Origin of the sequence: Paracidovorax oryzae ATCC 19882 (genome assembly GCF_000687165.1) — a bacterium.
GTDB lineage: Bacteria > Pseudomonadota > Gammaproteobacteria > Burkholderiales > Burkholderiaceae_C > Paracidovorax > Paracidovorax oryzae.
On record NZ_KK366049.1, the window covers coordinates 76710 to 97175 of the forward strand.

General features: G+C 67.2%; 22 protein-coding genes. 16 read left to right on the forward strand and 6 right to left on the reverse strand.

Annotated elements, in window-relative coordinates:
- The first annotated feature begins 156 nt into the window (after positions 1-156).
- The 5 genes from T336_RS0122785 to T336_RS0122805 all read left to right on the forward strand — a co-directional run bounded on the left by T336_RS0122785 (position 157) and on the right by T336_RS0122805 (position 5332).
- Positions 157-1461: a replication-associated recombination protein A gene (locus T336_RS0122785; protein ID WP_026434247.1), complete on the forward strand. Its 1305-nt coding sequence runs from the start codon at positions 157-159 to the stop codon at positions 1459-1461.
- A gap of 313 nt (positions 1462-1774) precedes the next feature.
- Entirely contained in the window at positions 1775-2704 is a 930-nt protein-coding gene (locus tag T336_RS0122790; RefSeq protein WP_013595675.1) for a branched-chain amino acid ABC transporter permease, read from the forward strand.
- 13 nt (positions 2705-2717) lie between these two features.
- A complete protein-coding gene (locus T336_RS0122795; RefSeq protein ID WP_026434248.1) occupies positions 2718-3794 on the forward strand; it encodes an ABC transporter permease subunit in 1077 nt (358 codons plus the stop codon).
- A gap of 24 nt (positions 3795-3818) precedes the next feature.
- Complete coding sequence (locus T336_RS0122800) at positions 3819-4601, forward strand: ABC transporter ATP-binding protein (RefSeq protein ID WP_026434249.1); 783 nt, start codon at positions 3819-3821, stop codon at positions 4599-4601.
- Between the two features lie 2 nt (positions 4602-4603).
- A complete protein-coding gene (locus tag T336_RS0122805) occupies positions 4604-5332 on the forward strand; it encodes an ABC transporter ATP-binding protein (RefSeq protein WP_013595672.1) in 729 nt (242 codons plus the stop codon).
- Positions 5333-5406: 74 nt separating this feature from the next.
- On the opposite strand, the gene T336_RS0122810 is transcribed toward T336_RS0122805, so the two are convergent.
- Positions 5407-6009, reverse strand: a complete 603-nt coding sequence (locus T336_RS0122810; RefSeq protein WP_019701435.1) for an outer membrane beta-barrel protein — start codon at positions 6007-6009, stop codon at positions 5407-5409.
- A 317-nt stretch (positions 6010-6326) separates the two neighbouring features.
- Here T336_RS0122810 and T336_RS0122815 point away from each other — a divergent pair, with 317 nt between their 5' ends.
- Both T336_RS0122815 and T336_RS0122820 read left to right on the forward strand, forming a co-directional pair.
- Positions 6327-6974, forward strand: a complete 648-nt coding sequence (locus T336_RS0122815; protein WP_013595670.1) for a DUF47 domain-containing protein — start codon at positions 6327-6329, stop codon at positions 6972-6974.
- Between the two features lie 29 nt (positions 6975-7003).
- A complete protein-coding gene (locus tag T336_RS0122820; RefSeq protein WP_019701434.1) occupies positions 7004-8014 on the forward strand; it encodes an inorganic phosphate transporter in 1011 nt (336 codons plus the stop codon).
- A gap of 15 nt (positions 8015-8029) precedes the next feature.
- Here T336_RS0122820 and T336_RS0122825 read toward each other — a convergent pair whose 3' ends face one another.
- Together T336_RS0122825 and T336_RS0122830 are read right to left on the reverse strand one after the other, a co-directional pair.
- A complete protein-coding gene (locus T336_RS0122825; protein WP_026434250.1) occupies positions 8030-8503 on the reverse strand; it encodes a TM2 domain-containing protein in 474 nt (157 codons plus the stop codon).
- Entirely contained in the window at positions 8500-9021 is a 522-nt protein-coding gene (locus T336_RS0122830) for a GNAT family N-acetyltransferase (RefSeq protein WP_026434251.1), read from the reverse strand. Before T336_RS0122830 ends, T336_RS0122825 begins: the two co-directional genes overlap by 4 nt.
- A 123-nt stretch (positions 9022-9144) precedes the next feature.
- Here T336_RS0122830 and rpsP point away from each other — a divergent pair, with 123 nt between their 5' ends.
- The 6 genes from rpsP to T336_RS0122860 all read left to right on the forward strand — a co-directional run bounded on the left by rpsP (position 9145) and on the right by T336_RS0122860 (position 13288).
- Positions 9145-9402: a 30S ribosomal protein S16 gene (gene rpsP, locus T336_RS0122835; RefSeq protein WP_013595666.1), complete on the forward strand. Its 258-nt coding sequence runs from the start codon at positions 9145-9147 to the stop codon at positions 9400-9402.
- Positions 9403-9506: 104 nt separating this feature from the next.
- Entirely contained in the window at positions 9507-10082 is a 576-nt protein-coding gene (gene rimM, locus T336_RS0122840; protein ID WP_019701431.1) for a ribosome maturation factor RimM, read from the forward strand.
- Between the two features lie 6 nt (positions 10083-10088).
- A complete protein-coding gene (gene trmD / locus T336_RS0122845) occupies positions 10089-10856 on the forward strand; it encodes a tRNA (guanosine(37)-N1)-methyltransferase TrmD (protein WP_026434252.1) in 768 nt (255 codons plus the stop codon).
- A 146-nt stretch (positions 10857-11002) separates the two neighbouring features.
- Positions 11003-11389 (forward strand): 50S ribosomal protein L19, encoded by a 387-nt coding sequence (gene rplS / locus T336_RS0122850; protein WP_013595663.1) that lies wholly within the window; start codon positions 11003-11005, stop codon positions 11387-11389.
- Between the two features lie 117 nt (positions 11390-11506).
- Positions 11507-12226 (forward strand): CoA pyrophosphatase, encoded by a 720-nt coding sequence (locus T336_RS0122855; RefSeq protein WP_026434253.1) that lies wholly within the window; start codon positions 11507-11509, stop codon positions 12224-12226.
- Between the two features lie 69 nt (positions 12227-12295).
- Positions 12296-13288, forward strand: a complete 993-nt coding sequence (locus T336_RS0122860) for a CobD/CbiB family protein (RefSeq protein ID WP_026434254.1) — start codon at positions 12296-12298, stop codon at positions 13286-13288.
- A 42-nt stretch (positions 13289-13330) separates the two neighbouring features.
- Here the strand turns inward: T336_RS0122860 and rsgA are convergent, their stop codons facing one another.
- From rsgA to T336_RS0122875, 3 genes are read right to left on the reverse strand one after another with little or no spacing between them, the layout of a single operon-like run.
- Positions 13331-14308 (reverse strand): ribosome small subunit-dependent GTPase A, encoded by a 978-nt coding sequence (gene rsgA, locus T336_RS0122865; protein ID WP_026434255.1) that lies wholly within the window; start codon positions 14306-14308, stop codon positions 13331-13333.
- 18 nt (positions 14309-14326) lie between these two features.
- Entirely contained in the window at positions 14327-14677 is a 351-nt protein-coding gene (locus T336_RS0122870) for a 4a-hydroxytetrahydrobiopterin dehydratase (RefSeq protein WP_011795020.1), read from the reverse strand.
- Complete coding sequence (locus T336_RS0122875; protein ID WP_050858861.1) at positions 14674-16002, reverse strand: M48 family metallopeptidase; 1329 nt, start codon at positions 16000-16002, stop codon at positions 14674-14676. Before T336_RS0122875 ends, T336_RS0122870 begins: the two co-directional genes overlap by 4 nt.
- Before the next feature lie 75 nt (positions 16003-16077).
- On the opposite strand from T336_RS0122875, the gene orn reads away from it, so the two are divergent.
- From orn to T336_RS0122890, 3 genes are all read left to right on the forward strand, one after another.
- A complete protein-coding gene (gene orn, locus T336_RS0122880) occupies positions 16078-16659 on the forward strand; it encodes an oligoribonuclease (protein WP_013595657.1) in 582 nt (193 codons plus the stop codon).
- Between the two features lie 284 nt (positions 16660-16943).
- Positions 16944-18845: a DEAD/DEAH box helicase gene (locus T336_RS0122885; protein ID WP_026434256.1), complete on the forward strand. Its 1902-nt coding sequence runs from the start codon at positions 16944-16946 to the stop codon at positions 18843-18845.
- Positions 18846-18979: 134 nt separating this feature from the next.
- Complete coding sequence (locus T336_RS0122890; RefSeq protein WP_026434257.1) at positions 18980-20443, forward strand: sensor domain-containing diguanylate cyclase; 1464 nt, start codon at positions 18980-18982, stop codon at positions 20441-20443.
- Positions 20444-20466: the final 23 nt, after the last annotated feature.

The following is a 20466-nucleotide window of genomic DNA, read 5'->3' on the forward strand; positions in this document are numbered from 1 at the left end:
GACGCCTTGCGGCGGCGGCCTGCAGCGTGGAGTCCCCGGATTGGTGCAGGATACCGCCTGAGGGAATAATGGGCGCGGCGGTCTGTCTTTCCCGTTCGCTCCTGCCGGTTTCCCTTCCCGACCCCACGTTCTTTCGCTGCATCGCATCCCACCGCCATGGCCGATCTGTTCTCCACGCCCCCTGCCGCTCCCCTGGCCGAAGCCCTGCGCCCGGCCAGCCTGGACGAGGTGATCGGGCAGTCGCACCTGCTGGGGGAGGGCAAGCCGCTGAGGCTCGCGTTCGAATCGGGCAAGCCGCACTCCATGATCTTCTGGGGGCCGCCAGGCGTGGGCAAGACGACCCTTGCCCGGCTCACGGCCACGGCGTTCCATTGCGAATTCATCGCCCTGTCTGCCGTGTTCTCCGGTGTCAAGGACATCCGTGCGGCGATGGAGCAGGCGCAGCACAACCTGGCGATGGGCAAGCACACGATCCTGTTCGTCGATGAAATCCACCGGTTCAACAAGTCCCAGCAGGACGCGCTGCTTCCCTATGCGGAAAGCGGCCTGGTCACCTTCATCGGGGCCACCACCGAGAACCCTTCCTTCGAGGTGAACTCGGCCCTGCTGTCGCGCGCCCAGGTCTATGTACTGAAGTCGCTGACGGACGAGGAACTGCGGCTGCTCTTGAAGCGTGCGCAGGAGATGACCCTCAGTCATCTGCAGTTCGACGACTTGGCAACGGACACCATCATCGGCTATGCGGACGGCGACGCGAGACGGTTCCTGAACCTGCTGGAGCAGACCAGTACGGCAGCGGGGGCTTCCGGGATCACGAGGATCACTGCCGATTTCCTGCAGAACGCATTGACGCTGAACAGCCGGCGTTTCGACAAGGGCGGGGACAATTTCTACGACCAGATTTCCGCCTTGCACAAGTCGGTGCGCGGCTCCCATCCGGACGCGGCCCTCTACTGGCTCACGCGCATGCTGGACGGCGGTGCGGACGCACGGTATCTGTCGCGGCGCATTGTCCGCATGGCGTGGGAAGACATCGGGCTGGCCGATCCGAGGGCCATGCAGATCGCCAACGACGCAGCGCTGACCTATGAGCGGCTGGGAAGCCCGGAGGGCGAGCTGGCCCTGGGGCAGGCCGTGATCTACCTGGCGGTGGCTGCCAAGAGCAACGCCGGTTACAACGCCTACAACGCGGCCCGGGCCTTCGTGAAGAAGGACAAGAGCCGCGAAGTGCCGGTCCACCTGCGCAACGCACCCACCAAGCTCATGAAGGAACTGGGCTACGGCCATGAGTACCGGTACGCGCATGATGAGCCCAACGCCTACGCTGCCGGGGAGACCTATCTTCCTGACGGCATGGACGAGCCGGGCTGGTACCAACCGGTGCCCAGAGGCCTCGAGGTGAAGATCGCGGAGAAGCTGGCCACCCTCAGAAGCTGGGACGAAGAAGCCGGCAGGAAATGAGGTGAAGTCCGGAGGACGGGGCGACGGATGGTCGCCTCGCGTTCGCACATGCGGACGCCCGGCCCCGCGTCCGTACCTGAATGGATCAGTGCGCCTAATGGCTTATGCGGGCTCCTGATGCCCTGTCCATCCCCGGGAAAACCCCGTCCAGCCGTGGTAAGGCGGCCGCAAGGCATCTGGCTACAATCCCGCACCAAACCCGCGTGGCACCTGTCCTGGCGGGTTTTTTGCTACATGGCAATCGGGCCCAAAAGGCTGAACCGATTCCCGGCCCAATAACGGGATGGGACGTTATCAACGAAGGACTTTTTCTATGGACATTTTGCTGCAGCAGATCATCAACGGTCTGGTCCTCGGCAGCATGTACGCCTTGATAGCCTTGGGCTACACAATGGTGTACGGCATCATTCAGTTGATCAACTTCGCCCACGGGGAAGTGCTCATGATCGGGGCGCTGACCAGTTGGAGCTGCATCGGGCTGATGCAGGAAGCCATGCCGGGCGCGCCGGGCTGGGTCATCCTCCTGCTGGCCACCATCATCGCCTGCGTGGTCGCCGCCGCGCTCAACTTCACCATCGAAAAGGTCGCCTACCGTCCGCTGCGCAGCAGCCCCCGGCTCGCTCCCCTGATCACCGCCATCGGCATGTCCATCCTGCTGCAGACGCTGGCGATGATCATCTGGAAGCCGAACTACAAGCCCTATCCCACGCTGCTGCCGACCACGCCGTTCCAGATCGGCGGTGCGGTGATCACCTCCACGCAGGTGCTGATCCTGGCCGTCACGGCCATCTCGCTCGCCTCGCTGGTCTACCTGGTCAACTACACCAAGCTCGGCCGCGCCATGCGCGCCACCGCAGAGAACCCGCGCGTCGCCGCCCTGATGGGCGTCAAGCCGGACATGGTGATCTCGGCCACCTTCATCATCGGCGCCGTGCTCGCCGCGATCGCCGGCATCATGTACGCCTCCAACTACGGCACCGCCCAGCACACCATGGGCTTCCTGCCGGGCCTGAAGGCCTTCACGGCGGCCGTGTTCGGCGGCATCGGCAACCTGGCCGGCGCGGTGGTGGGCGGCATCCTGCTGGGGCTCATCGAGGCCATCGGCTCGGGCTACATCGGCACCCTCACGGGCGGCCTGCTGGGCAGCAACTACACCGACATCTTCGCCTTCATCGTGCTGATCATCATCCTCACGCTGCGCCCCTCGGGCCTGCTGGGCGAGCGTGTGGCCGACCGTGCCTGAGGAGAGCATTCCCATGAAAAACAACAAAGCCCAGTGGATCATCGGCGCCATCGCGCTGCTCGTCCTGCCGCTCATCCTGCAGTCCTTCGGCAACGCCTGGGTCCGCATCGCCGACCTCGCGCTGCTCTACGTCATGCTCGCCCTGGGCCTGAACATCGTGGTCGGCTACGCCGGCCTGCTGGACCTCGGCTACGTGGCCTTCTATGCCGTGGGGGCCTACCTCTTCGGCCTCATGGCGTCCCCCCACCTGTCGGACACCTTCGCGAGCTTCGCGGCCATGTTCCCCAACGGGCTGCACACCTCCCTGTGGCTCGTGATACCGCTGGCCGCGCTGGTGGCCGCGCTCTTCGGGGCGCTGCTGGGGGCGCCCACGCTCAAGCTGCGCGGGGACTACCTCGCCATCGTGACGCTGGGCTTCGGCGAGATCATCCGCATCTTCCTGAACAACCTGGACCACCCCATCAACCTGACCAACGGCCCCAAGGGCATCGGCCAGATCGACTCGGTCAAGATCTTCGGCCTGGATCTCGGCCGGCGCCTGGAGCTGTTCGGCTACGACATCAACTCCGTCACGCTCTACTACTACCTGTTCCTGATCCTGGTGGTGTTCAGCGTCATCATCTGCTACCGGCTGCAGGACTCGCGCATCGGCCGCGCCTGGATGGCCATCCGCGAGGACGAGATCGCCGCCAAGGCCATGGGCATCAACACCCGCAACCTCAAGCTGCTGGCCTTCGGCATGGGCGCGTCCTTCGGCGGCGTGTCCGGCGCGATGTTCGGTGCCTTCCAGGGCTTCGTGTCGCCCGAGTCCTTCAGCCTGATGGAGTCGGTGATGATCGTCGCCATGGTGGTGCTGGGCGGCATCGGCCACATCCCGGGCGTGATCCTGGGTGCCGTGCTGCTGTCCGCGCTGCCCGAGGTGCTGCGCTACGTGGCCGGCCCGCTGCAGTCCATGACGGACGGCCGCCTCGACTCCGCCATCCTGCGGCAGTTGCTGATCGCGCTGGCCATGATCATCATCATGCTGCTGCGCCCGCGCGGCCTCTGGCCGTCGCCCGAGCACGGCAAGAGCCTCGTGCAGAAGTCCTGAGAACACCCTTCGAGAGCAATGAACATGGCAGAAACAACCAACGAAGTGGTGCTGCAGGTCGCCGGTATTTCCAAGCGCTTCGGCGGGCTGCAGGCCCTGTCCGACGTGGGCATCACCATCGGCCGCGGCCAGGTCTACGGCCTCATCGGCCCCAACGGCGCAGGCAAGACCACCTTCTTCAACGTCATCACGGGCCTCTACACGCCCGACAGCGGCACCTTCCAGCTGGCCGGCAAGCCCTATGAGCCCACGGCGGTGCACGAGGTCGCCAAGGCGGGCATCGCGCGCACGTTCCAGAACATCCGCCTCTTCGCCGAGATGACGGCGCTCGAGAACGTGATGGTGGGCCGGCACATCCGCACGCAGTCCGGCCTGATCGGCGCGGTCTTCCGCACCAGGGCCTTCAAGGAGGAAGAGGCCGCGATCGCCAGGCGCGCGCAGGAACTGCTCGACTACGTGGGCATCGGCAAGTACGCCGATTTCAAGGCACGCACCCTGTCCTACGGCGACCAGCGCCGCCTGGAGATCGCGCGCGCCCTGGCCACCGATCCCCAGCTGATCGCGCTCGACGAGCCCGCGGCCGGCATGAACGCCACCGAGAAGGTGCAGCTGCGCGAGCTGATCGACCGCATCCGCCGCGACAACCGCACCATCCTGCTCATCGAGCACGACGTGAAGCTGGTGATGGGCCTGTGCGACCGCGTGACCGTGCTCGACTACGGCAAGCAGATTGCCGAAGGAACCCCTGCCGACGTGCAGAAGAATGAAAAAGTGATTGAGGCCTACCTGGGCACCGGAGGACACTGAGCATGGCCGAGAAATCCAACAACGTACTGCTGTCCGTGAAGGGTCTGAAGGTGGCCTACGGCGGCATCCAGGCCGTCAAGGGCGTGGACTTCGAGGTGCGCGAGGGCGAGCTCGTCTCCCTCATCGGCTCCAACGGCGCCGGCAAGACCACGACGATGAAGGCCATCACCGGCACGCTGGCGATGAACGACGGCGACATCCACTACCTGGGCGAGAGCATCCGCGGCAAGGGCGCCTGGGACCTCGTGAAGAAGGGGCTGGTGATGGTGCCGGAGGGCCGCGGCGTGTTCGCCCGCATGACCATCACCGAGAACCTGCTGATGGGCGCCTACACGCGCAACGACAAGGCCGGCATCCAGGCCGACATCGAGAAGATGTTCAACATCTTCCCGCGCCTGCGCGAGCGCAAGGACCAGCTCGCGGGCACCATGTCCGGCGGCGAGCAGCAGATGCTCGCCATGGGCCGCGCGCTCATGAGCCAGCCCAAGGTGCTGCTGCTGGACGAACCCTCCATGGGCCTGTCCCCCATCATGGTGGACAAGATCTTCGAGGTGGTGCGCGATGTCTATGCCCTGGGCGTGACCATCGTGCTGGTCGAGCAGAACGCCAGCCGCGCGCTGGCCCTGGCCGACCGCGGCTACGTGATGGAATCCGGCCTGATCACCATGACCGGCCCGGGCCAGGACCTGCTGAGCGATCCGCGCGTGCGCGCCGCCTACCTGGGCGAGTGACGCGCGATGGCGCCCCGCGCCACGGACGAGAAAAAGGCCCTGCGAAGGGCCTTTTGCGTTTCCTGGCGGGCGACTCAGTACCGGTACTGCACGCCGAGCGTCGTCATGTCCACATCCGACTTGCCGTCGGCGAAGTGCAGGCGGTGGCGCTCCCACTCCAGCACGGCGGCCCACTGCGGATTGAAGGCCCAGCGCACGCCTGCGCCATAGGACAGCCCGAAGCCGCTGTCGTTGCCCGTGGCCACGCCGAAGCCGGGATCGCCGGAAGTCTTCGTGCGGCCGTAGGTCGTGCCGAGCTTGCCGAAGACGTCGAACTGGTCGCCGATCGGGGCACGGCCCACCAGGCTGAAATTCAGCCCCTGCGCCTTGGTGTCTCCGCCGAGGCGGCTGGCGGTGCCGAAGTTCAGGTAGCCGAACTCCACCCCGAAGTTGGGATGGAAGAATCCGCCCGTGTAGAGCTTCCAGCCGGTGTCGCTGTCGTCGAAGTTGAAGAGGCTGGTGCCGTTGCGCAGGTCGTATTTGGACTGGCCCGCGCTCAGGCCGATGTAGCCCTGCTGCGTGGCGGGTATGAAGGAGTTGCCGGTCGCGCGGCTGGCCTGCGCGTGGGCGGCCATGGTGCCGCAGGCGAGCGCGAGGGCGCAGGACAGCAGCCGGAAGGAGCGGTTCGGTGTGTGCATGGATGTTCCTTGTAGTGGGAGGGCGGCTGGACGGTGGCAGGGTGGGCTGCTGCACCTCGGCCCGCGCACGGGCCTTGGGCCATTGGAAGGGCCGTGGCACTGCAGGTTTGTGGGCACTCACGTGCCGCGGCTGTAGGAATGCGCTCACAAGTGGTGCATGCGCCGGCACAACGCTGCGCATCGGGCGGCATCTCTGCGTATCGGAGCGGGATCGCGGTCGCGGTTAAACTCGCGCCTTTCTTGAAATCGTCACCATTTCGTCACAATGCGGCAGCCGCCGGATGTGGCGCATGCCTGCCAGTCGTCCAGGAGTCCCCATGTTGTTTGGAAAGCTGTTGCCCCGCGAGGGCAATTTTTTCGAGATGTTCAACCAGCATGCGGACCGCATCGTCGAGGCGGCGAGGGCCTTTTCCCAGCTTGTCGCCAACTACAACGACCCGCACCTGCGCGACAAGTACAACCAGGATGTGGACAACGCCGAGCGTGCGGCCGACCGCGTGACGCACGAGGTCAACCGCACGCTGCACAAGACCTTCATCACGCCCATCGACCGCGAGCAGATCCATTCGCTCATCAACACGATGGACGACGTGGCCGACCTGATCCAGGATTCGGCGGAAACCATGGCGCTCTATGACGTGCGCCACATGACCGAAGAGATCACGCGCCTGACGGACCTGAGCCTGAAGTGCTGCGAGCGGCTGCGCGATGCCGTGAAGCTGCTGGAGAAGATCGCCGATCCGGGCGTGGCCGAGGCGGCGCTCAAGACCTGCGAGGAAATCGACCGCCTGGAAAGCGACGCCGACCGCGTCATGCGCAGCGCCATGAGCAAGCTCTTCCGCGAAGAACCCGACGTGCGCGAGGTGCTCAAGCTCAAGGCCATCTACGAGCTGCTGGAAACCATCACCGACAAGTGCGAGGACGTGGCCAACCACATCGAGGGCATCATCCTCGAGAACTCCTGACCCGCGGCGGACGCAAGCGCTCTCAAAGCATGGAAACCGTACAAACCGCCCTGTGGGTCGTCGCCCTCCTGGTCGCGCTGGCCATCCTGTTCGATTTCATGAACGGGTTCCACGACGCCGCCAACTCGATCGCCACGGTCGTCTCCACCGGCGTGCTCAAGCCCACGCAGGCCGTCGTCTTCGCCGCGTTCTTCAACTTCGTCGCGATCTTCGTCTTCCACCTGAGCGTGGCCGCCACCATCGGCAAGGGGATCGTGCAGCCCGGGGTGGTGGATACGCACGTCATCTTCGGCGCGCTGGTGGGGGCCATCACCTGGAACGTCATCACCTGGTACTACGGCATCCCGAGCAGTTCGTCGCACGCGCTGATCGGGGGCATCGTGGGGGCGGTGATCGCCAAGGGCGGCGTCGGATCGCTGATTTCCGGGGGTATTTTCAAGACCGTGGCGTTCATCTTCGTGTCGCCGCTGCTCGGCTTCCTGCTGGGCTCCCTGATGATGGTGGCCGTGGCGTGGATCTTCCGCCGCTCCCGGCCCAGCAAGGTGGACAAGTGGTTCCGCCGCCTGCAACTGCTCTCCGCCGGCGCCTACAGCCTGGGCCACGGGGGCAACGATGCGCAGAAGACCATCGGCATCATCTGGCTGCTGCTGATCGCCACCGGGCATGCCTCGGCCTCGGACAGCGCGCCCCCGACCTGGACCATCATCGCGTGCTACATGGCCATCGGCCTGGGCACCATGTTCGGCGGCTGGCGCATCGTGAAGACGATGGGCCAGAAGATCACCAAGCTCAAGCCCGTCGGCGGCTTTTGCGCCGAGACGGGCGGGGCGATGACCCTGTTCCTCGCCACGGCGCTCGGCATTCCGGTGTCCACCACCCACACCATCACCGGCGCCATCGTCGGCGTGGGCTCCACGCAGCGCGCCAGCGCCGTGCGCTGGGGCGTGGCCGGCAACATCGTCTGGGCGTGGATCCTGACGATTCCCGCCAGCGCCTTCGTCGCCGCCATCGCCTACTGGATCAGCCTGCAGATGTACTGACCGGGCCGCCCGGCGTTACTGCGAGATCTTGCGCGCTTCCTCGATCTGGTATTCGAAGTAGCGCTGGAAGCTGAATGCCAGGCTCGCCATCAGCACGGCCGTTCCGACCATCAGCGCCAGCGCGATCGCGAACACCGTCGCCCAGCGCGTGCGTCCCGCGGGCGCTTCCGGATCCCCGGCGGGATTGAACCGGGCATTCCAGCGCTCCGGCGGCATCAGCCCGTAGAGGATGGCCCGCAGGGCGCAGCCGGCGAGGGTGAAGCCGAGCAGCGGAACCAGCACCCAGCTCAGGTGGTCGTCCTGCCCCCATTGCTGCACGCGCTGGATGCCGTAGATGCCCAGCGCGGTGGGGATGGGCAGCATCCAGCCCATCATGTCGCCCATGCCGTGCAGGTAGAAGCGGTGCAGGCCCAGCGGGCCCCCCAGGAAGGCGAGCCACGCAGCGGCGGTCTTGCTCTTGACGCGGGCCATGCGTGTCGTCCGGCTCATTCGGGCGCCGTGGTATCCGCGGCGCCGAGGGGTTTTTCCATGAGCACCACATCGCGCCACGCGCCGAACTTCCAGCCGACCGAGCGCATCACGCCGATCTCGGTGAAGCCCGCGGCGCGGTGCACGCCGACCGAACCGGCATTGGCGGAGTCGCCGATCACCGCCAGCAGCTTGCGTACGCCCGCGGCCTCGGCGGCATCGCAGAGCGCATCCAGCAGCAGGCGGCCGACGCCGCGTCCGCGTGCTGCGTCCGCCACGTAGATCGAGTCTTCCGCGGAAAAGCGGTAGGCCGGGCGCGGCTTGAACCAGTTGGCATAGGCGAACCCGAGAATTTCTCCCTGTTCCTCTGCCACGAGGTAGGGCAGGCCGCGCGCCAGCACGTCGGCGCGCCGGGTCGCCATGTCGGCAGCGCTCGGCGGATCGGTCTCGAAGGTGCCCGTGCCGTGCAGCACATGGTGGACATAGATGGCGGTGATGGCGGGAAGATCTTCGTCGCGGCTCGGGCGGATGTTGGGCATACGTCGGGATGTGGATATAATCGCGGGCTTTGCAGCGTGTCGCTGGCCGGGTGGCCATGTCGCGTGTCTCAAACGCCGCAAAACCTCGACAGATTCTGCTGTCACCCACCCGAAGGATTCATTATGGTCGTGATTCGACTCTCCCGCGGCGGCTCCAAGGGCCGTCCGTTCTTCAACATCGTCGTTGCCGACAAGCGCGTGCGCCGCGATGGCCGCTTCATCGAGCGCCTGGGCTTCTACAACCCCACCGCCAAGGAAGGCGAAGAAGGCCTGCGCATCGCCCAGGACCGCCTGACGTACTGGAAGGGCGTGGGCGCCCAGACGTCCGACACCGTCGAGCGCCTGATCAAGCAGGCCGCCAAGAAGGCCGTCGCCGCCTGATCCTCGGTCATTCGAGCCGGGAGGTCCATCTTCCCGGAACGAGGCGGGCTCCGTTGCCACGGCAAACGGAGCCCGCTTTTTTCTTTTCATCCTCCTCTTTTGCCATGCCCTCCCTTCCGATCCTCGATCCCGCCGACCTGCCCGCCGATGCGGTGGAAGTAGGGCGCATCGCGGACGCCTGGGGCGTCAAGGGCTGGTTCAAGGTGCTTCCCTACAGCGCCGACCCCGAAGCGCTTTTCTCTTCCAAGCGGTGGTACCTGCAGCCCAGCGAGAAGGGCGCGAAAAGTTTTTTCACCGGAACCGTGCTGCTGCCCATCCGCCAGGCGCGCGAGCATTCCGATTCCGTCGTCGCGCAGGCCCAGGGCGTGGATGACCGGGATGCCGCCGAGGCGCTGCGGGGTGCCCGCATCTTCGTGCCCCGCTCGAGCTTTCCCACGGCGGCCGAGGACGAGTACTACTGGGTCGATCTCATCGGCCTGGAAGTGGTCAACCGCGAGGGCGTCGCATTGGGAACGGTGCGCGAACTGCTCGCCACGGGGCCGCAGACGACCCTGGTGCTGTCGTTCCCGCAGGAGGGCGGCAAGGAGGGCGAGCGCATGATTCCCTTCGTCTCCGCCTTTGTCGATCAGGTGGACATGGCCGGGCGCCGCATCGTGGTGGACTGGCAGCCGGATTACTGAGCCGCCATGCGTTTCGACGTCATCACGCTGTTCCCGGAGCTGTTCGCGCCGTTTCTCGCCAGCGGCGTGACGCGGCGGGCCTATGCCACCGGTCTCGTGGACGTGCGCTTCTGGAACCCGCGCGACTACGCGGAGGGCAACTACCGCCGCGTGGACGACCGCCCCTTCGGCGGAGGACCGGGCATGGTCATGATGGCCGAGCCGCTCGAGCGCTGCCTGCAGGCCATCCGCGCGGACCGCGGCGAGGCGCCCGAGGCCGCGGCACCGCTGGTGATGTTCTCGCCGATCGGACGCAGGCTGGACCACGAAGGCGTGGCCGGCTGGGCCGCCGGCAATGGCGCGGTGCTGCTGTGCGGCCGCTACGAGGGTGTGGACCAGCGGTTCGTCGATGCCCATGTGGACGTGCAGCTCAGCCTGGGCGATTTCGTCCTCTCCGGCGGCGAGATCCCCGCCATGGCGCTGCTCGACGCGGTGGCCCGGCTGCAGCCCGGCGTGCTGAACGACGCCGGCAGCCACCAGGAAGACAGCTTCAATGCGGCGCTGGACGGCCTGCTGGACTGCCCTCACTACACCCGCCCGGAATCGTGGCAGGGGCAGGCCGTGCCCGCTGCGCTGCTGTCCGGCCACCATGCGCAGATCGAGCGCTGGCGGCGCGACCAGCGGCTTGCCGTGACGGCGCGGCACCGGCCGGACCTCGTCGAGGCCGCGCGCGCGGCGGGCCGCCTCGACCGCGTGGATGAGGCGGTCTTGGCGAAACTGAACGGCTTGCTATAATGGCAGGCTTTTCGATCCTCTGCCCGGCCGCTGGCGGATGTTCCCGCTCTGCAATTGCAGGGCTTTAAGGGGCAGCCCTTCAGCACCATGCGTCAATCCCGACGCCTGCCAATCCTGGCGCGGCCATGATCGCAAGGAAACCAACAATGAATCTGATCCAGACCCTCGAGCAGGAAGAAATCGCCCGCTTGAACAAGACCATCCCCGAATTCGCGCCCGGCGACACCGTCATCGTGAGCGTGAACGTGGTGGAAGGCACCCGAAAGCGCGTGCAGGCCTACGAAGGCGTGGTGATCGCCAAGCGCAACCGTGGCCTCAACAGCGGCTTCACCGTGCGCAAGATCTCCAGCGGCGAAGGCGTGGAGCGTACGTTCCAGACCTATAGCCCGCTGATCGCCAGCATCGAAGTGAAGCGCCGCGGCGACGTCCGCCGCGCGAAGCTCTACTACCTGCGCGACCGTTCCGGCAAGTCCGCGCGCATCAAGGAAAAGCTGCCTTCGCGCGTCAACAAGGCTGCCGCTCCCGCCGCTTGAGGACGGGCTGCCGCTCTGGCATCCGAAGCCGCTACAGGGTCCTGTAGCGGCTTTTTTCATGGCCGCCGCGCCCCCGGGGCTCGCGCCTGTCTGCCCACGCCGTAGAACTCCCGACGCATGTCCTCTTCCCCATCCACCGCGGCTGCCACCGGGCCGCTGACAGCCCTGCCAGGATTCGATCCCCGGACGGTTCCGGTGCTGGGGACGGACGGCCACCTGCCCGCGGTGCCGGCCGCTGCGTGGACGCCCGAGGCGCTGCGCCGGCGCTTCGCTGCGCCACCGTCCTGGACGCCCGACGTGCTGCGCGAGCGGGCCATGACGGCCCGTGCGCCGCGCGATGCGGCCGTGCTGCTGGCGATCATGCAGCGCGATGAGCCGACCGTGCTGCTGACGGAGCGCACCGCGCATCTGTCCAACCATTCGGGGCAGGTGGCCTTCCCGGGCGGGCGCGTCGATCCGGGCGATGCGGACGCCTCTGCCGCCGCGCTGCGCGAGGCGCGCGAAGAAGTGGGTCTCGACAGCGGCAGGGCGGAGGTGCTGGGCACGCTGCCCGTCTATGCCACCGGCACGGCCTTCCTCGTCACGCCCGTGGTCGCACTGGTCCACCCAGAAGGCAGCTTCGAGCCCAATCCTTATGAAGTGGCCGATATCTTCGAGGTGCCGCTGGCCTTCCTGCTGGATCCGTCGAACCACCGGCGCCACGCCCTCGACATCGGCGGTGCCCGGCGCGAGTGGTTTTCCATGCCCTACACCGATCCTGCGACGGGCAAGACCCACTTCATCTGGGGTGCCACGGCGGGCATGCTGCGCAATTTCTACCGGTTCCTGCTGGCCTGAGCGGGCGGTGCGCCGCAAGAGGCCGAACCACGGTGTTTCCTGTGGTTACGGCCCAGTATGATTGCCGGCATGAGCTTCTTTGCCATCCTCATGGCGTTGCTGATCGAGCAGGCCCGCCCGCTGGCCCGCAGCAACCCGATCCATGCCGGCGTGCGCGCGTGGGCGCTGTCCGTGAGCCGCAATTTCGATGCGGGCAAGCCGCACCATGGCTGGGTGGCATGGTCCCTCGCGGTGTGCGTGCCGTCGCTGGCCGTGCTGGGGGTGCACTGGCTGCTGATGGTGGCCATCGGCTGGCCGGCCGCCGTGGTGTGGAGCATCGCCGTGCTCTATCTCACGCTGGGTTTCCGGCAGTTCAGCCACCATTTCACGAACATCCGGGATGCGCTGGAAGAGCGCGACGAGGACGCCGCCCGGGCCCGCCTGGCCGCCTGGCAGCAGGTGGACGTGGGCCTGCTGCCGCGCAGCGAGATCGTGCGGCACGTGATCGAGTATTCGGTGATCGCGGCGCACCGGCACGTCTTCGGGGTGCTGGCCTGGTTCTCCATCCTGGCGGCCCTGGGCCTGGGGCCCGCGGGCGCGGTGTTCTACCGGCTCGCGGAATTCGTGTCCCGCTACTGGAAGGCTGGCGGCCGCGGGGCCAGCCTGGTGCATCCCGGCAGCGAGCCGCTGCAGCGCGCCTCCGCCCAGGCCTGGACGGTGGTGGACTGGCTGCCTGCGCGCCTCACGGCCCTCAGCTTCGCCGTGGTGGGCAGCTTCGAGGAAGCCATCGACGGCTGGCGCTTCCATGCACAGCATTTTCCCAATGATAACGATGGCGTGATCCTGGCGGCCACCGCCGGTGCGATCAATGTCCGCCTCGGCGGCGAAGTCCTGCAGGCACGGCAGGATGCGCTGGGCGAGGGCATGCTGCCGCCCGAGCCCGGGCCGGCCGGTGGCGACAGCACACCGGGCAGGGAGCCCGAAGTGGCCCACCTGCGCGGTGTGGTGGGCCTGGTGTGGCGCTCGGTCGTGGTGTGGATGCTGCTGCTCGCCCTGCTCACCCTGGCCCGCCTGCTCGGCTGAGGCCGGGGCACTGCCCCCGGCGTCGGCCCTCCGCTGCACCGCTCACCAGTGGCGGTGCGTGCTCAACTCTTCGTACAGCTGCCGGTAGATCTGGTAGCGGTTCGCGCCGATGCGGCCCGAACCTGGTACCGGCGAGGCATCGGGCTCGTCCACGTGCGCCATGACGGCGCAACCGGGTTCGTGCAGATGGGTGCAGTTGTAGAAGCGGCACTCGCCCGCGTGCTGGCCGATGTCCGGCATGAGCCGGGCCAGGTCCGCAGCACCGATGTGGTGCAGCCCGAATTCCTGGAAGCCCGGAGAGTCGATCAGTGCGGTGGTGCGGTCCTGCGGGTCCACCCAGTACCACGTGGTCGTGGTGGTGGTGTGCCGGCCCGAATTGAGCGCCTGGGATATCTCGCCCGTCACCGCCGATGCGTGGGGAACCAGCAGGTTGATGAGCGTGCTCTTGCCCGATCCGGAGGGCCCCAGGACCAGCGTAGTCTTGCCCTGCAGTTGCTCGCGCAGCGCGGCATGGTCCACCTCCGCCGAGTGGGTGAGCGACAGCGGCAGCACCTGGTAGTGGTGCCGGCCGGCGCCGTCGCCGCACATGTGCCGGTAGGGCCAGAGCCGCGCCCAGGCCCGTTCGAAGGGCTCCACCAGGTCGCTCTTGTTGAGGGCGATGACCGGAGCGATGCGCTCGGCTTCCGCCGCGATCAGTGCCCGCGCGAGCTGGCTTTCGGAAAACACCGGCTCGGCGGCGATGAGGATCAGGACCTGGTCCAGGTTGGCTGCGAACGATTTGGTGCGGATCTCGTCCTGCCGGTAGAACAGGTTGCGGCGCTCCAGCACTTTCTCGATCGTGCCTTCGTCGCCCTGGCCGGGCGGAGGAGCCTGCCAGAGCACGCGGTCGCCGACGACCGCCTGGCTCTTCTTGCCGCGCGGATGGCAGATGCGCCGCGAACCGTCGGGGCTTTCGACCAGGCAGTGGCGGCCGTGGCTGGCCACCACCAGGCCGTCGAGGGGGCCCGAGCGCTCAGCCATGGCTTGCCGGTCGGGCCGTCATTCGGAGGCCGCCAGCAGCGCGTCGAAGCGCGCGGCGCATTCGAGGTCGGTGGTGGAGATGCCCTTCACGTCATGGGTGTTCAGGCGAACCACGCAGCGGTCGTAATGCACGGACAGGTCCGGGTGGTGGTCCTGCGCATTCGCGATGAAGGCGACGGCGTTCACGAACGAGATGGTCTCGTAGTAGTTCGCGAAGCGGTAGGTCTTCTCGATCGCGACCGCGGCACCGTCGCCGCTCAGGGCCCAGCCCTGCAGGTCCGCCAGGCGTGTGACGATCTCGGTGGGGCTGAGCGCACGGCGTGCGTGGGCGGACCAGTCTTTCTTGGTGAGCATGGAAGAAGAGGTCATGTCGATGGCTGGGGAAGGGGCATGCGGGCCAGCCGTTCGCTGGCCGGTGGGTGGGAGTAGTAGAACCCCGCGTACACCGGGTCCGGGGTGAGCGTGGAGGCGTTGTCTTCGTAGAGCTTGAGCAATGCGGAGGCGAGGGCGCTGCCTTCGGCCTGCGCCATGGCATAGGCATCGGCCTCGAATTCGTCGCGGCGCGAGAGCTGGGCGAAAACCGGCGAGACGAAGAAGGTCAGCACGGGCGTGGCCAGCAGGAACAGCAGCAGCGCCAGAGCATCGTTGGAGGCCGAGCCCGCAGGCTGGCCGGGAAGCAGTGCGGCGGGCTGCACGCCCAGGCCTTCGTAGAACCAGGTCTGCCCCGAGAGCCAGCCCAGCAGCGCGAACCCGAGCAGCGCCATTGCGAACACGCCCACCATGCGCTTGGTGATGTGCCGGTGCTTGAAGTGGCCGAGTTCGTGCGCGAGCACGGCCTCGACCTCGCCCGGCTGCAACTGGCGCAGCAGGGTATCGTAGAACACCACCCGCTTCGCGGCTCCGAAACCCGTGAAATACGCGTTGGCATGGGCGCTGCGGCGGCTGCCGTCCATCACGAACAGGCCCTTGGCCGCGAAGCCGCAGCGCTGCATGAGCGCCGTGACGCGGGCCTTGAGGGATTCGTCCTCCAGGGGCTGGAAGCGGTTGTAGAGGGGGGCGATGAAGAGCGGGTACACCACCATCAGCACCAGGCTGAATACCGTCCAGGCGCCCCAGGCCCAGAGCCACCAGAGCGTGCCTGCTTCCCCCATGAGCCAGAGGATCAGCGCGGCCAGCGGCAGCCCGATCGCAGCCCCCGTCAGCGTGGACCGTGCGAGGTCCTTGAGCCAGAGGCGTGGCGTGGTCTTGTTGAAGCCGAAGCGCTCTTCGAGCACAAAGGTCTGGTAGGCCGCGAGGGGCAGGTCGATGAGCCCGCTCACCAGCGCGAACGCTGCCAGCAAGGCGATCTGCTGCACCATGCCGCCGTCCAGCACGGACAGCAGCGCCTGGTTGAGGGCGTTCAACCCGCCCAGCAGCGTCCAGCCCAGCAGCACGGCGGCGCCCAGGGCGGCTTCCAGCAGGCCGAGGCGGGCCTTGGCGATGGTGTAGTCCGCGGCTTTCTGGTGGGCGGAGAGGGGGATGCGCCCGGCGAACGGCTCCGGGACGGCGCCACGGTGGCGCGCGACGTGCCGGATCTGCCGGGACGCCAGCCAGAAGCGCACCAGCAGGCCGGCGGCCAGCAGCAGGGCGAAGGCCGCGGTGAGGAGGCCGGCGGGCGTGGTGAAGTAGGAGGCAGTGTCGGGGGCGGGAGGCATGTACCGGGAGTTTAGGGCTTCGCGGGCCGGCATCGCGGCGCCAGGGGCGTTCGGCCTTGGGAGACAATCCGGGTCATGTCCGATATTGCCCCCGCCTCCGTCCCCCCCGTCCTTCCCAAATCCGACCTGAACTTCGTCTGGCTCGACTGCGAGATGACGGGGCTCGATCCCGAGAAGGATCGCCTGCTGGAGATCGCCGTCGTGGTGACCGGCCCGGAACTGGAGCCGCGGGTGGAGGGGCCGGTGTTCGCCATCCACCAGTCCGACGCCTTGCTCGACGGCATGGATGCCTGGAACAAGGGCACGCACGGGCGCAGCGGCCTCATCGAGAAGGTGCGGGCCTCCACGGTCACGGAAGCCGAAGCCGAGCAGGCCATCCTGGAGTTTCTTGCACGCTATGTGCGAAAGGGCGTGGCACCCATGTGCGGCAACAGTATCGGCCAGGACCGGCGCTTCCTCGTGCGCTACATGCCGAAGCTGGAGGCGTTCTTCCATTACCGCAACGTGGACGTGAGCACCCTCAAGGAGCTGTCCCGTCGCTGGAAGCCCGAGGTGTACGCCAGCTTCAAGAAGGCGCAGAAGCACACCGCGCTCGCCGATGTGCACGAGTCCATCGAGGAACTGGCGCACTACCGCAAGCACCTGCTGGTGCCCTGATCGCGGCCGGTTGCGGGAAAACCCGAATCGTGCGACAATAGCCAGCTTGCGCGGAAATGCCGGATGCAATTTCCGGTACGCGCATTTTGTGCATCTCCCCTTCACACCGGGCCGCGGACGGCTGCGATTCTCTCCCCTGAGGCGCAGCACGACCTTCCGCACCAATGCTCACCTGCCCCGACATCCGGGCGCTGGTTCCGTTGAATGGTTGATGTTTTTTAACCATTGACGGAGCCCGCGCAGGCCTATTTGCCTGCGTGCGTCTTCGTGTGAGAAACATAGACATGACCGACACTTTGCAAGTGCAGGGCGCTTCCGCGCCTGCAGATACCTCTTTCGTGGCCGCAACCGAGGCCCATGCCGTGCCCGTGGCCCTGGCCGCAGACACCACCGCCGTGGCTCCCGAGGCCGTCGCGGCCGACACCGTGGCAGTGCCCAACGGTTTCGTCGAGCTGGGCCTGGCCCCCGAACTCGTGCAGGCCGTCGCCGACCTGGGCTACACCCAGCCCACCGGCGTGCAGGAGCGTGCCATTCCCCTGGCCATGGGCGCCGGCGCCGATGCGGGCAAGTTCATCGACCTGATGGTGTCCAGCCAGACCGGCAGCGGCAAGACGGCGGCATTCCTGTTGCCCGTGCTGCACACGCTGATCGGCCAGCAGGCCGCTGCGCAGGCGGCCGCCCGCGCGGAATTCGAAGCCGCTGCGGCCGAAGCCCTCGCCCGCGGCGAGACAGCTCCGAAGCGCGCCAAGCGCAAGGACCCGACCAACCCGCGCCACTTCAAGGCCGCGACCCCCGGCGCGCTCATCCTGTGCCCCACCCGCGAACTCGCCCAGCAGGTGGCCCACGACGCGATCGAACTCGTGCGCCACTGCCGCGGCCTGCGCGTGGCCAACGTGGTGGGTGGCATCCCCTACCAGCTGCAGATCGCCAAGCTGCAGAACGCCGACCTCGTGGTGGCGACGCCCGGCCGCCTGCTGGACCTGCAGCGCTCGATGCAGATCAAGCTCGACCAGGTGCAGTTCCTGGTGGTGGACGAGGCCGACCGCATGCTGGACCTCGGCTTCTCCGACGACCTCGCCGAGATCAATGAACTCACCAGCCAGCGCAAGCAGACGATGATGTTCAGCGCGACCTTCGCGCCCCGCATCCAGCAGCTGGCGATGCGCGTCATGCACGACGGCGGCGCTTCGGTGAAGAAGGTGCAGATCGATTCCCCGCAGGAAAAGCACGCCAACATCAAGCAAACCCTGTTCTGGGCCGACAACGCCCAGCACAAGCGCAAGCTGCTGGACCACTGGCTGCGTGACACCACCATCAACCAGGCCATCGTGTTCGCCAGCACCCAGGTGGAATGCGACGGCCTCGCCAACGACCTGCAGCAGGAAGGCTTCTCGGCCGTGGCGCTGCACGGTGCACTGAGCCAGGGCCTGCGCAACCGCCGCCTGATGGCGCTGCGCAACGGCCAGGTGCAGATCCTGGTGGCCACCGACGTGGCGGCCCGCGGCATCGACGTGCCCACGATCACCCACGTCTTCAACTTCGGCCTGCCGATGAAGGCCGAGGATTACACGCACCGCATCGGCCGCACGGGCCGTGCCGGACGCGACGGTTTGGCCGTCACGTTCGCCGAGTTCCGTGACCGCCGCAAGATCTTCGACATCGAAGGCTACAGCCGCCAGCAGTTCAAGACCGACGTGATCGCCGGCCTGGAGCCGCAGCAGCGTGCGCCGCAAGCCCGTCCGGAATTCGGCGGCCGTGGCCGCGAAGGCGGTGGTGGTTTCCGTGATCGCCGTCCGAACGGTGGCGGCGGCCGCGGTGGTTTCGGCGATCGCCATGGCCGTGGCCGCGATGACAGCCGGGGCTTCGCTCCCCGGGACGATCAGCGCGGTTTCGCCTCCCGCGACGACCAGCGGGGCTTCGCTCCGCGCGATGACCAGCGCGGTTTCGCGCCCCGTGACGACCAGCGTGGCTTTGGTCCGCGCCGCGACGGCGATGGCTATGGCCGCAAGCAGGGCTTCGGCGAGCCCGCGCGTGGCGGCTTCGGCGGCGGCCGTGGCGAGGGCGGTGGCCGGGGCGGTGATTTCGCTCCCCGCAAGCCGGCTTTTGCCAAGCCCGGCGCGGGTGGCGGCAAGCCGTCGTTCGCACCGCACGATGCGCGCAAGCGCCCGGCACGTCCGGCCCGCTGAGGTCCGCATGTCCGCAGAGGCCAGCCCTGGAGGCTGGCTTTTTTTCGTCCATGCCACGGCATGGGGCTTGCCGGACGCGGGTGCGTCCGATAATCCATCTCCTCCAGGACCCACTGCACGGAGTGCTCCGAAAAATGACCTTTCCTCCCTCGTCGGACAACGATTTTGAACACATGTTCGACCTGGCCCCGGTGTCGCTGTGGCTGGAGGACTTCAGCGCGCTGAAGTCGCTGCTCGACGGCTGGCGAAGCGAGGGCGTGGTGGATGCCGAGGCTTATGTACGCGAGGACCCCGCACGGATGCAGCAGTACGGCGCGAGCCTGAAGGTGCTCCAGGTGAACCGGCGCACGCTGGAACTCTTCGCGGCCCCGGACCAGGCCACGCTGCTGGCTTCGCTGGACCAGGTATTCCGCGGCGACATGTTCGAGCAGGCGATCTCCGAGTTGCGGCAGCTGTGGTCCGGCTCGCTGGAGTTCTCCAACCAGACGGTCAATTACGCGCTCGACGGCCGTCGCCTCGATGTGCATATCCGCGGCCGCATCCTGCCCGGACATGAGGACCGCTGGGACCGCGTGCTGATTTCGCTCGAGGACAACACCGACCAGATCCGCTCCGGCGCGGCACTGCTGCGCAGCGAGCAGTATGCACGGGGCCTGTTCGAGCATTCGCCGGTATCGCTGTGGGTGGAGGACTTCAGCTGCGTCAAGCGCCTGCTCGACGACGTGCGTGCACAGGGCATCCGCGATTTCAAGACGTTCCTGAAGGTGCATCCGGAGTTCGTCACGCGCTGCATGCAGGAGATCCGCGTCATCGACGTGAACCAGCAGACGCTGGAGATGTTCGGCGCCGATAGCAAGGATCAGTTGCTCCAGCAGATCGGCAAGGTGTTCCGCGGAGAGATGGCCGAGTCGTTCGCCGAGCAGTTGCTCGACCTGTGGGACGGCAAGCTGGTGCAGCAGCGCGAGGTCGTGAACTACAGCCTCTCGGGCGAGCCGGTGTACATCCACATGCAGTTCGCGGTGCTGGACGAACGCAGGCACGACTGGTCCATGGTGCTGTTGTCGCTGGTGGACATCACGGCGCGCAAGAAGGCGGAGGCCTATCTGGAGTACCTGGGCAAGCACGATGTGCTGACCCAGTTGCGCAACCGCGCCTTCTACATGGAGGAACTGAACCGGCTCGTCCGCAAGGGCCCATGGCCGGTGGCGGTGGTGGTGTTGGACCTGAACGGGCTCAAGGTCATCAACGACGAGTACGGCCATGCGGCGGGCGATGCGTTGCTGCGCCGGGTGGGCGAGGTGCTTCTCAAGGCGGTGGATTCCCCGGACTGTGCCGCGCGCATCGGGGGCGACGAATTCGCCCTGCTGCTGCCGGCTTCCGACGAGCGCGGCGCGCAGGCCGTCACCGACCGGATCGCATCGCTGCTGGAGCTCAACAACCAGTTCTATCCCGGCAAGCCGCTGAGCCTGGCGATCGGGACGGCCATCGCGGCCACGGGCGACCAGGTCGAGGCGGCCGTGCACCGTGCCGACCAGGCCATGTACGCGGAGAAGCTGCGCTACTACGAGCAGGCGGGGCTGGAGCGCCGGCGCGGCTGACGCGGGGCGGCGGGCCGCGCCTG

Coding starts and splice junctions, on each gene's coding strand:
- T336_RS0122815 (WP_013595670.1), top strand. CDS start 6,327: ATGTTGTTTGGAAAGCTGTTGCCCCGCGAGGGCAATTTTTTCGAGATG.
- rplS (WP_013595663.1), top strand. CDS start 11,003: ATGAATCTGATCCAGACCCTCGAGCAGGAAGAAATCGCCCGCTTGAAC.
- T336_RS0122890 (WP_026434257.1), top strand. CDS start 18,980: ATGACCTTTCCTCCCTCGTCGGACAACGATTTTGAACACATGTTCGAC.
- rsgA (WP_026434255.1), bottom strand. CDS start 14,308: ATGGCTGAGCGCTCGGGCCCCCTCGACGGCCTGGTGGTGGCCAGCCAC.
- rpsP (WP_013595666.1), top strand. CDS start 9,145: ATGGTCGTGATTCGACTCTCCCGCGGCGGCTCCAAGGGCCGTCCGTTC.
- T336_RS0122825 (WP_026434250.1), bottom strand. CDS start 8,503: ATGAGCCGGACGACACGCATGGCCCGCGTCAAGAGCAAGACCGCCGCT.
- T336_RS0122790 (WP_013595675.1), top strand. CDS start 1,775: ATGGACATTTTGCTGCAGCAGATCATCAACGGTCTGGTCCTCGGCAGC.
- T336_RS0122885 (WP_026434256.1), top strand. CDS start 16,944: ATGACCGACACTTTGCAAGTGCAGGGCGCTTCCGCGCCTGCAGATACC.
- T336_RS0122855 (WP_026434253.1), top strand. CDS start 11,507: ATGTCCTCTTCCCCATCCACCGCGGCTGCCACCGGGCCGCTGACAGCC.
- trmD (WP_026434252.1), top strand. CDS start 10,089: ATGCGTTTCGACGTCATCACGCTGTTCCCGGAGCTGTTCGCGCCGTTT.
- orn (WP_013595657.1), top strand. CDS start 16,078: ATGTCCGATATTGCCCCCGCCTCCGTCCCCCCCGTCCTTCCCAAATCC.
- T336_RS0122810 (WP_019701435.1), bottom strand. CDS start 6,009: ATGCACACACCGAACCGCTCCTTCCGGCTGCTGTCCTGCGCCCTCGCG.
- T336_RS0122875 (WP_050858861.1), bottom strand. CDS start 16,002: ATGCCTCCCGCCCCCGACACTGCCTCCTACTTCACCACGCCCGCCGGC.
- T336_RS0122870 (WP_011795020.1), bottom strand. CDS start 14,677: ATGACCTCTTCTTCCATGCTCACCAAGAAAGACTGGTCCGCCCACGCA.
- rimM (WP_019701431.1), top strand. CDS start 9,507: ATGCCCTCCCTTCCGATCCTCGATCCCGCCGACCTGCCCGCCGATGCG.
- T336_RS0122785 (WP_026434247.1), top strand. CDS start 157: ATGGCCGATCTGTTCTCCACGCCCCCTGCCGCTCCCCTGGCCGAAGCC.
- T336_RS0122830 (WP_026434251.1), bottom strand. CDS start 9,021: ATGCCCAACATCCGCCCGAGCCGCGACGAAGATCTTCCCGCCATCACC.
- T336_RS0122805 (WP_013595672.1), top strand. CDS start 4,604: ATGGCCGAGAAATCCAACAACGTACTGCTGTCCGTGAAGGGTCTGAAG.
- T336_RS0122795 (WP_026434248.1), top strand. CDS start 2,718: ATGAAAAACAACAAAGCCCAGTGGATCATCGGCGCCATCGCGCTGCTC.
- T336_RS0122820 (WP_019701434.1), top strand. CDS start 7,004: ATGGAAACCGTACAAACCGCCCTGTGGGTCGTCGCCCTCCTGGTCGCG.
- T336_RS0122860 (WP_026434254.1), top strand. CDS start 12,296: ATGAGCTTCTTTGCCATCCTCATGGCGTTGCTGATCGAGCAGGCCCGC.
- T336_RS0122800 (WP_026434249.1), top strand. CDS start 3,819: ATGGCAGAAACAACCAACGAAGTGGTGCTGCAGGTCGCCGGTATTTCC.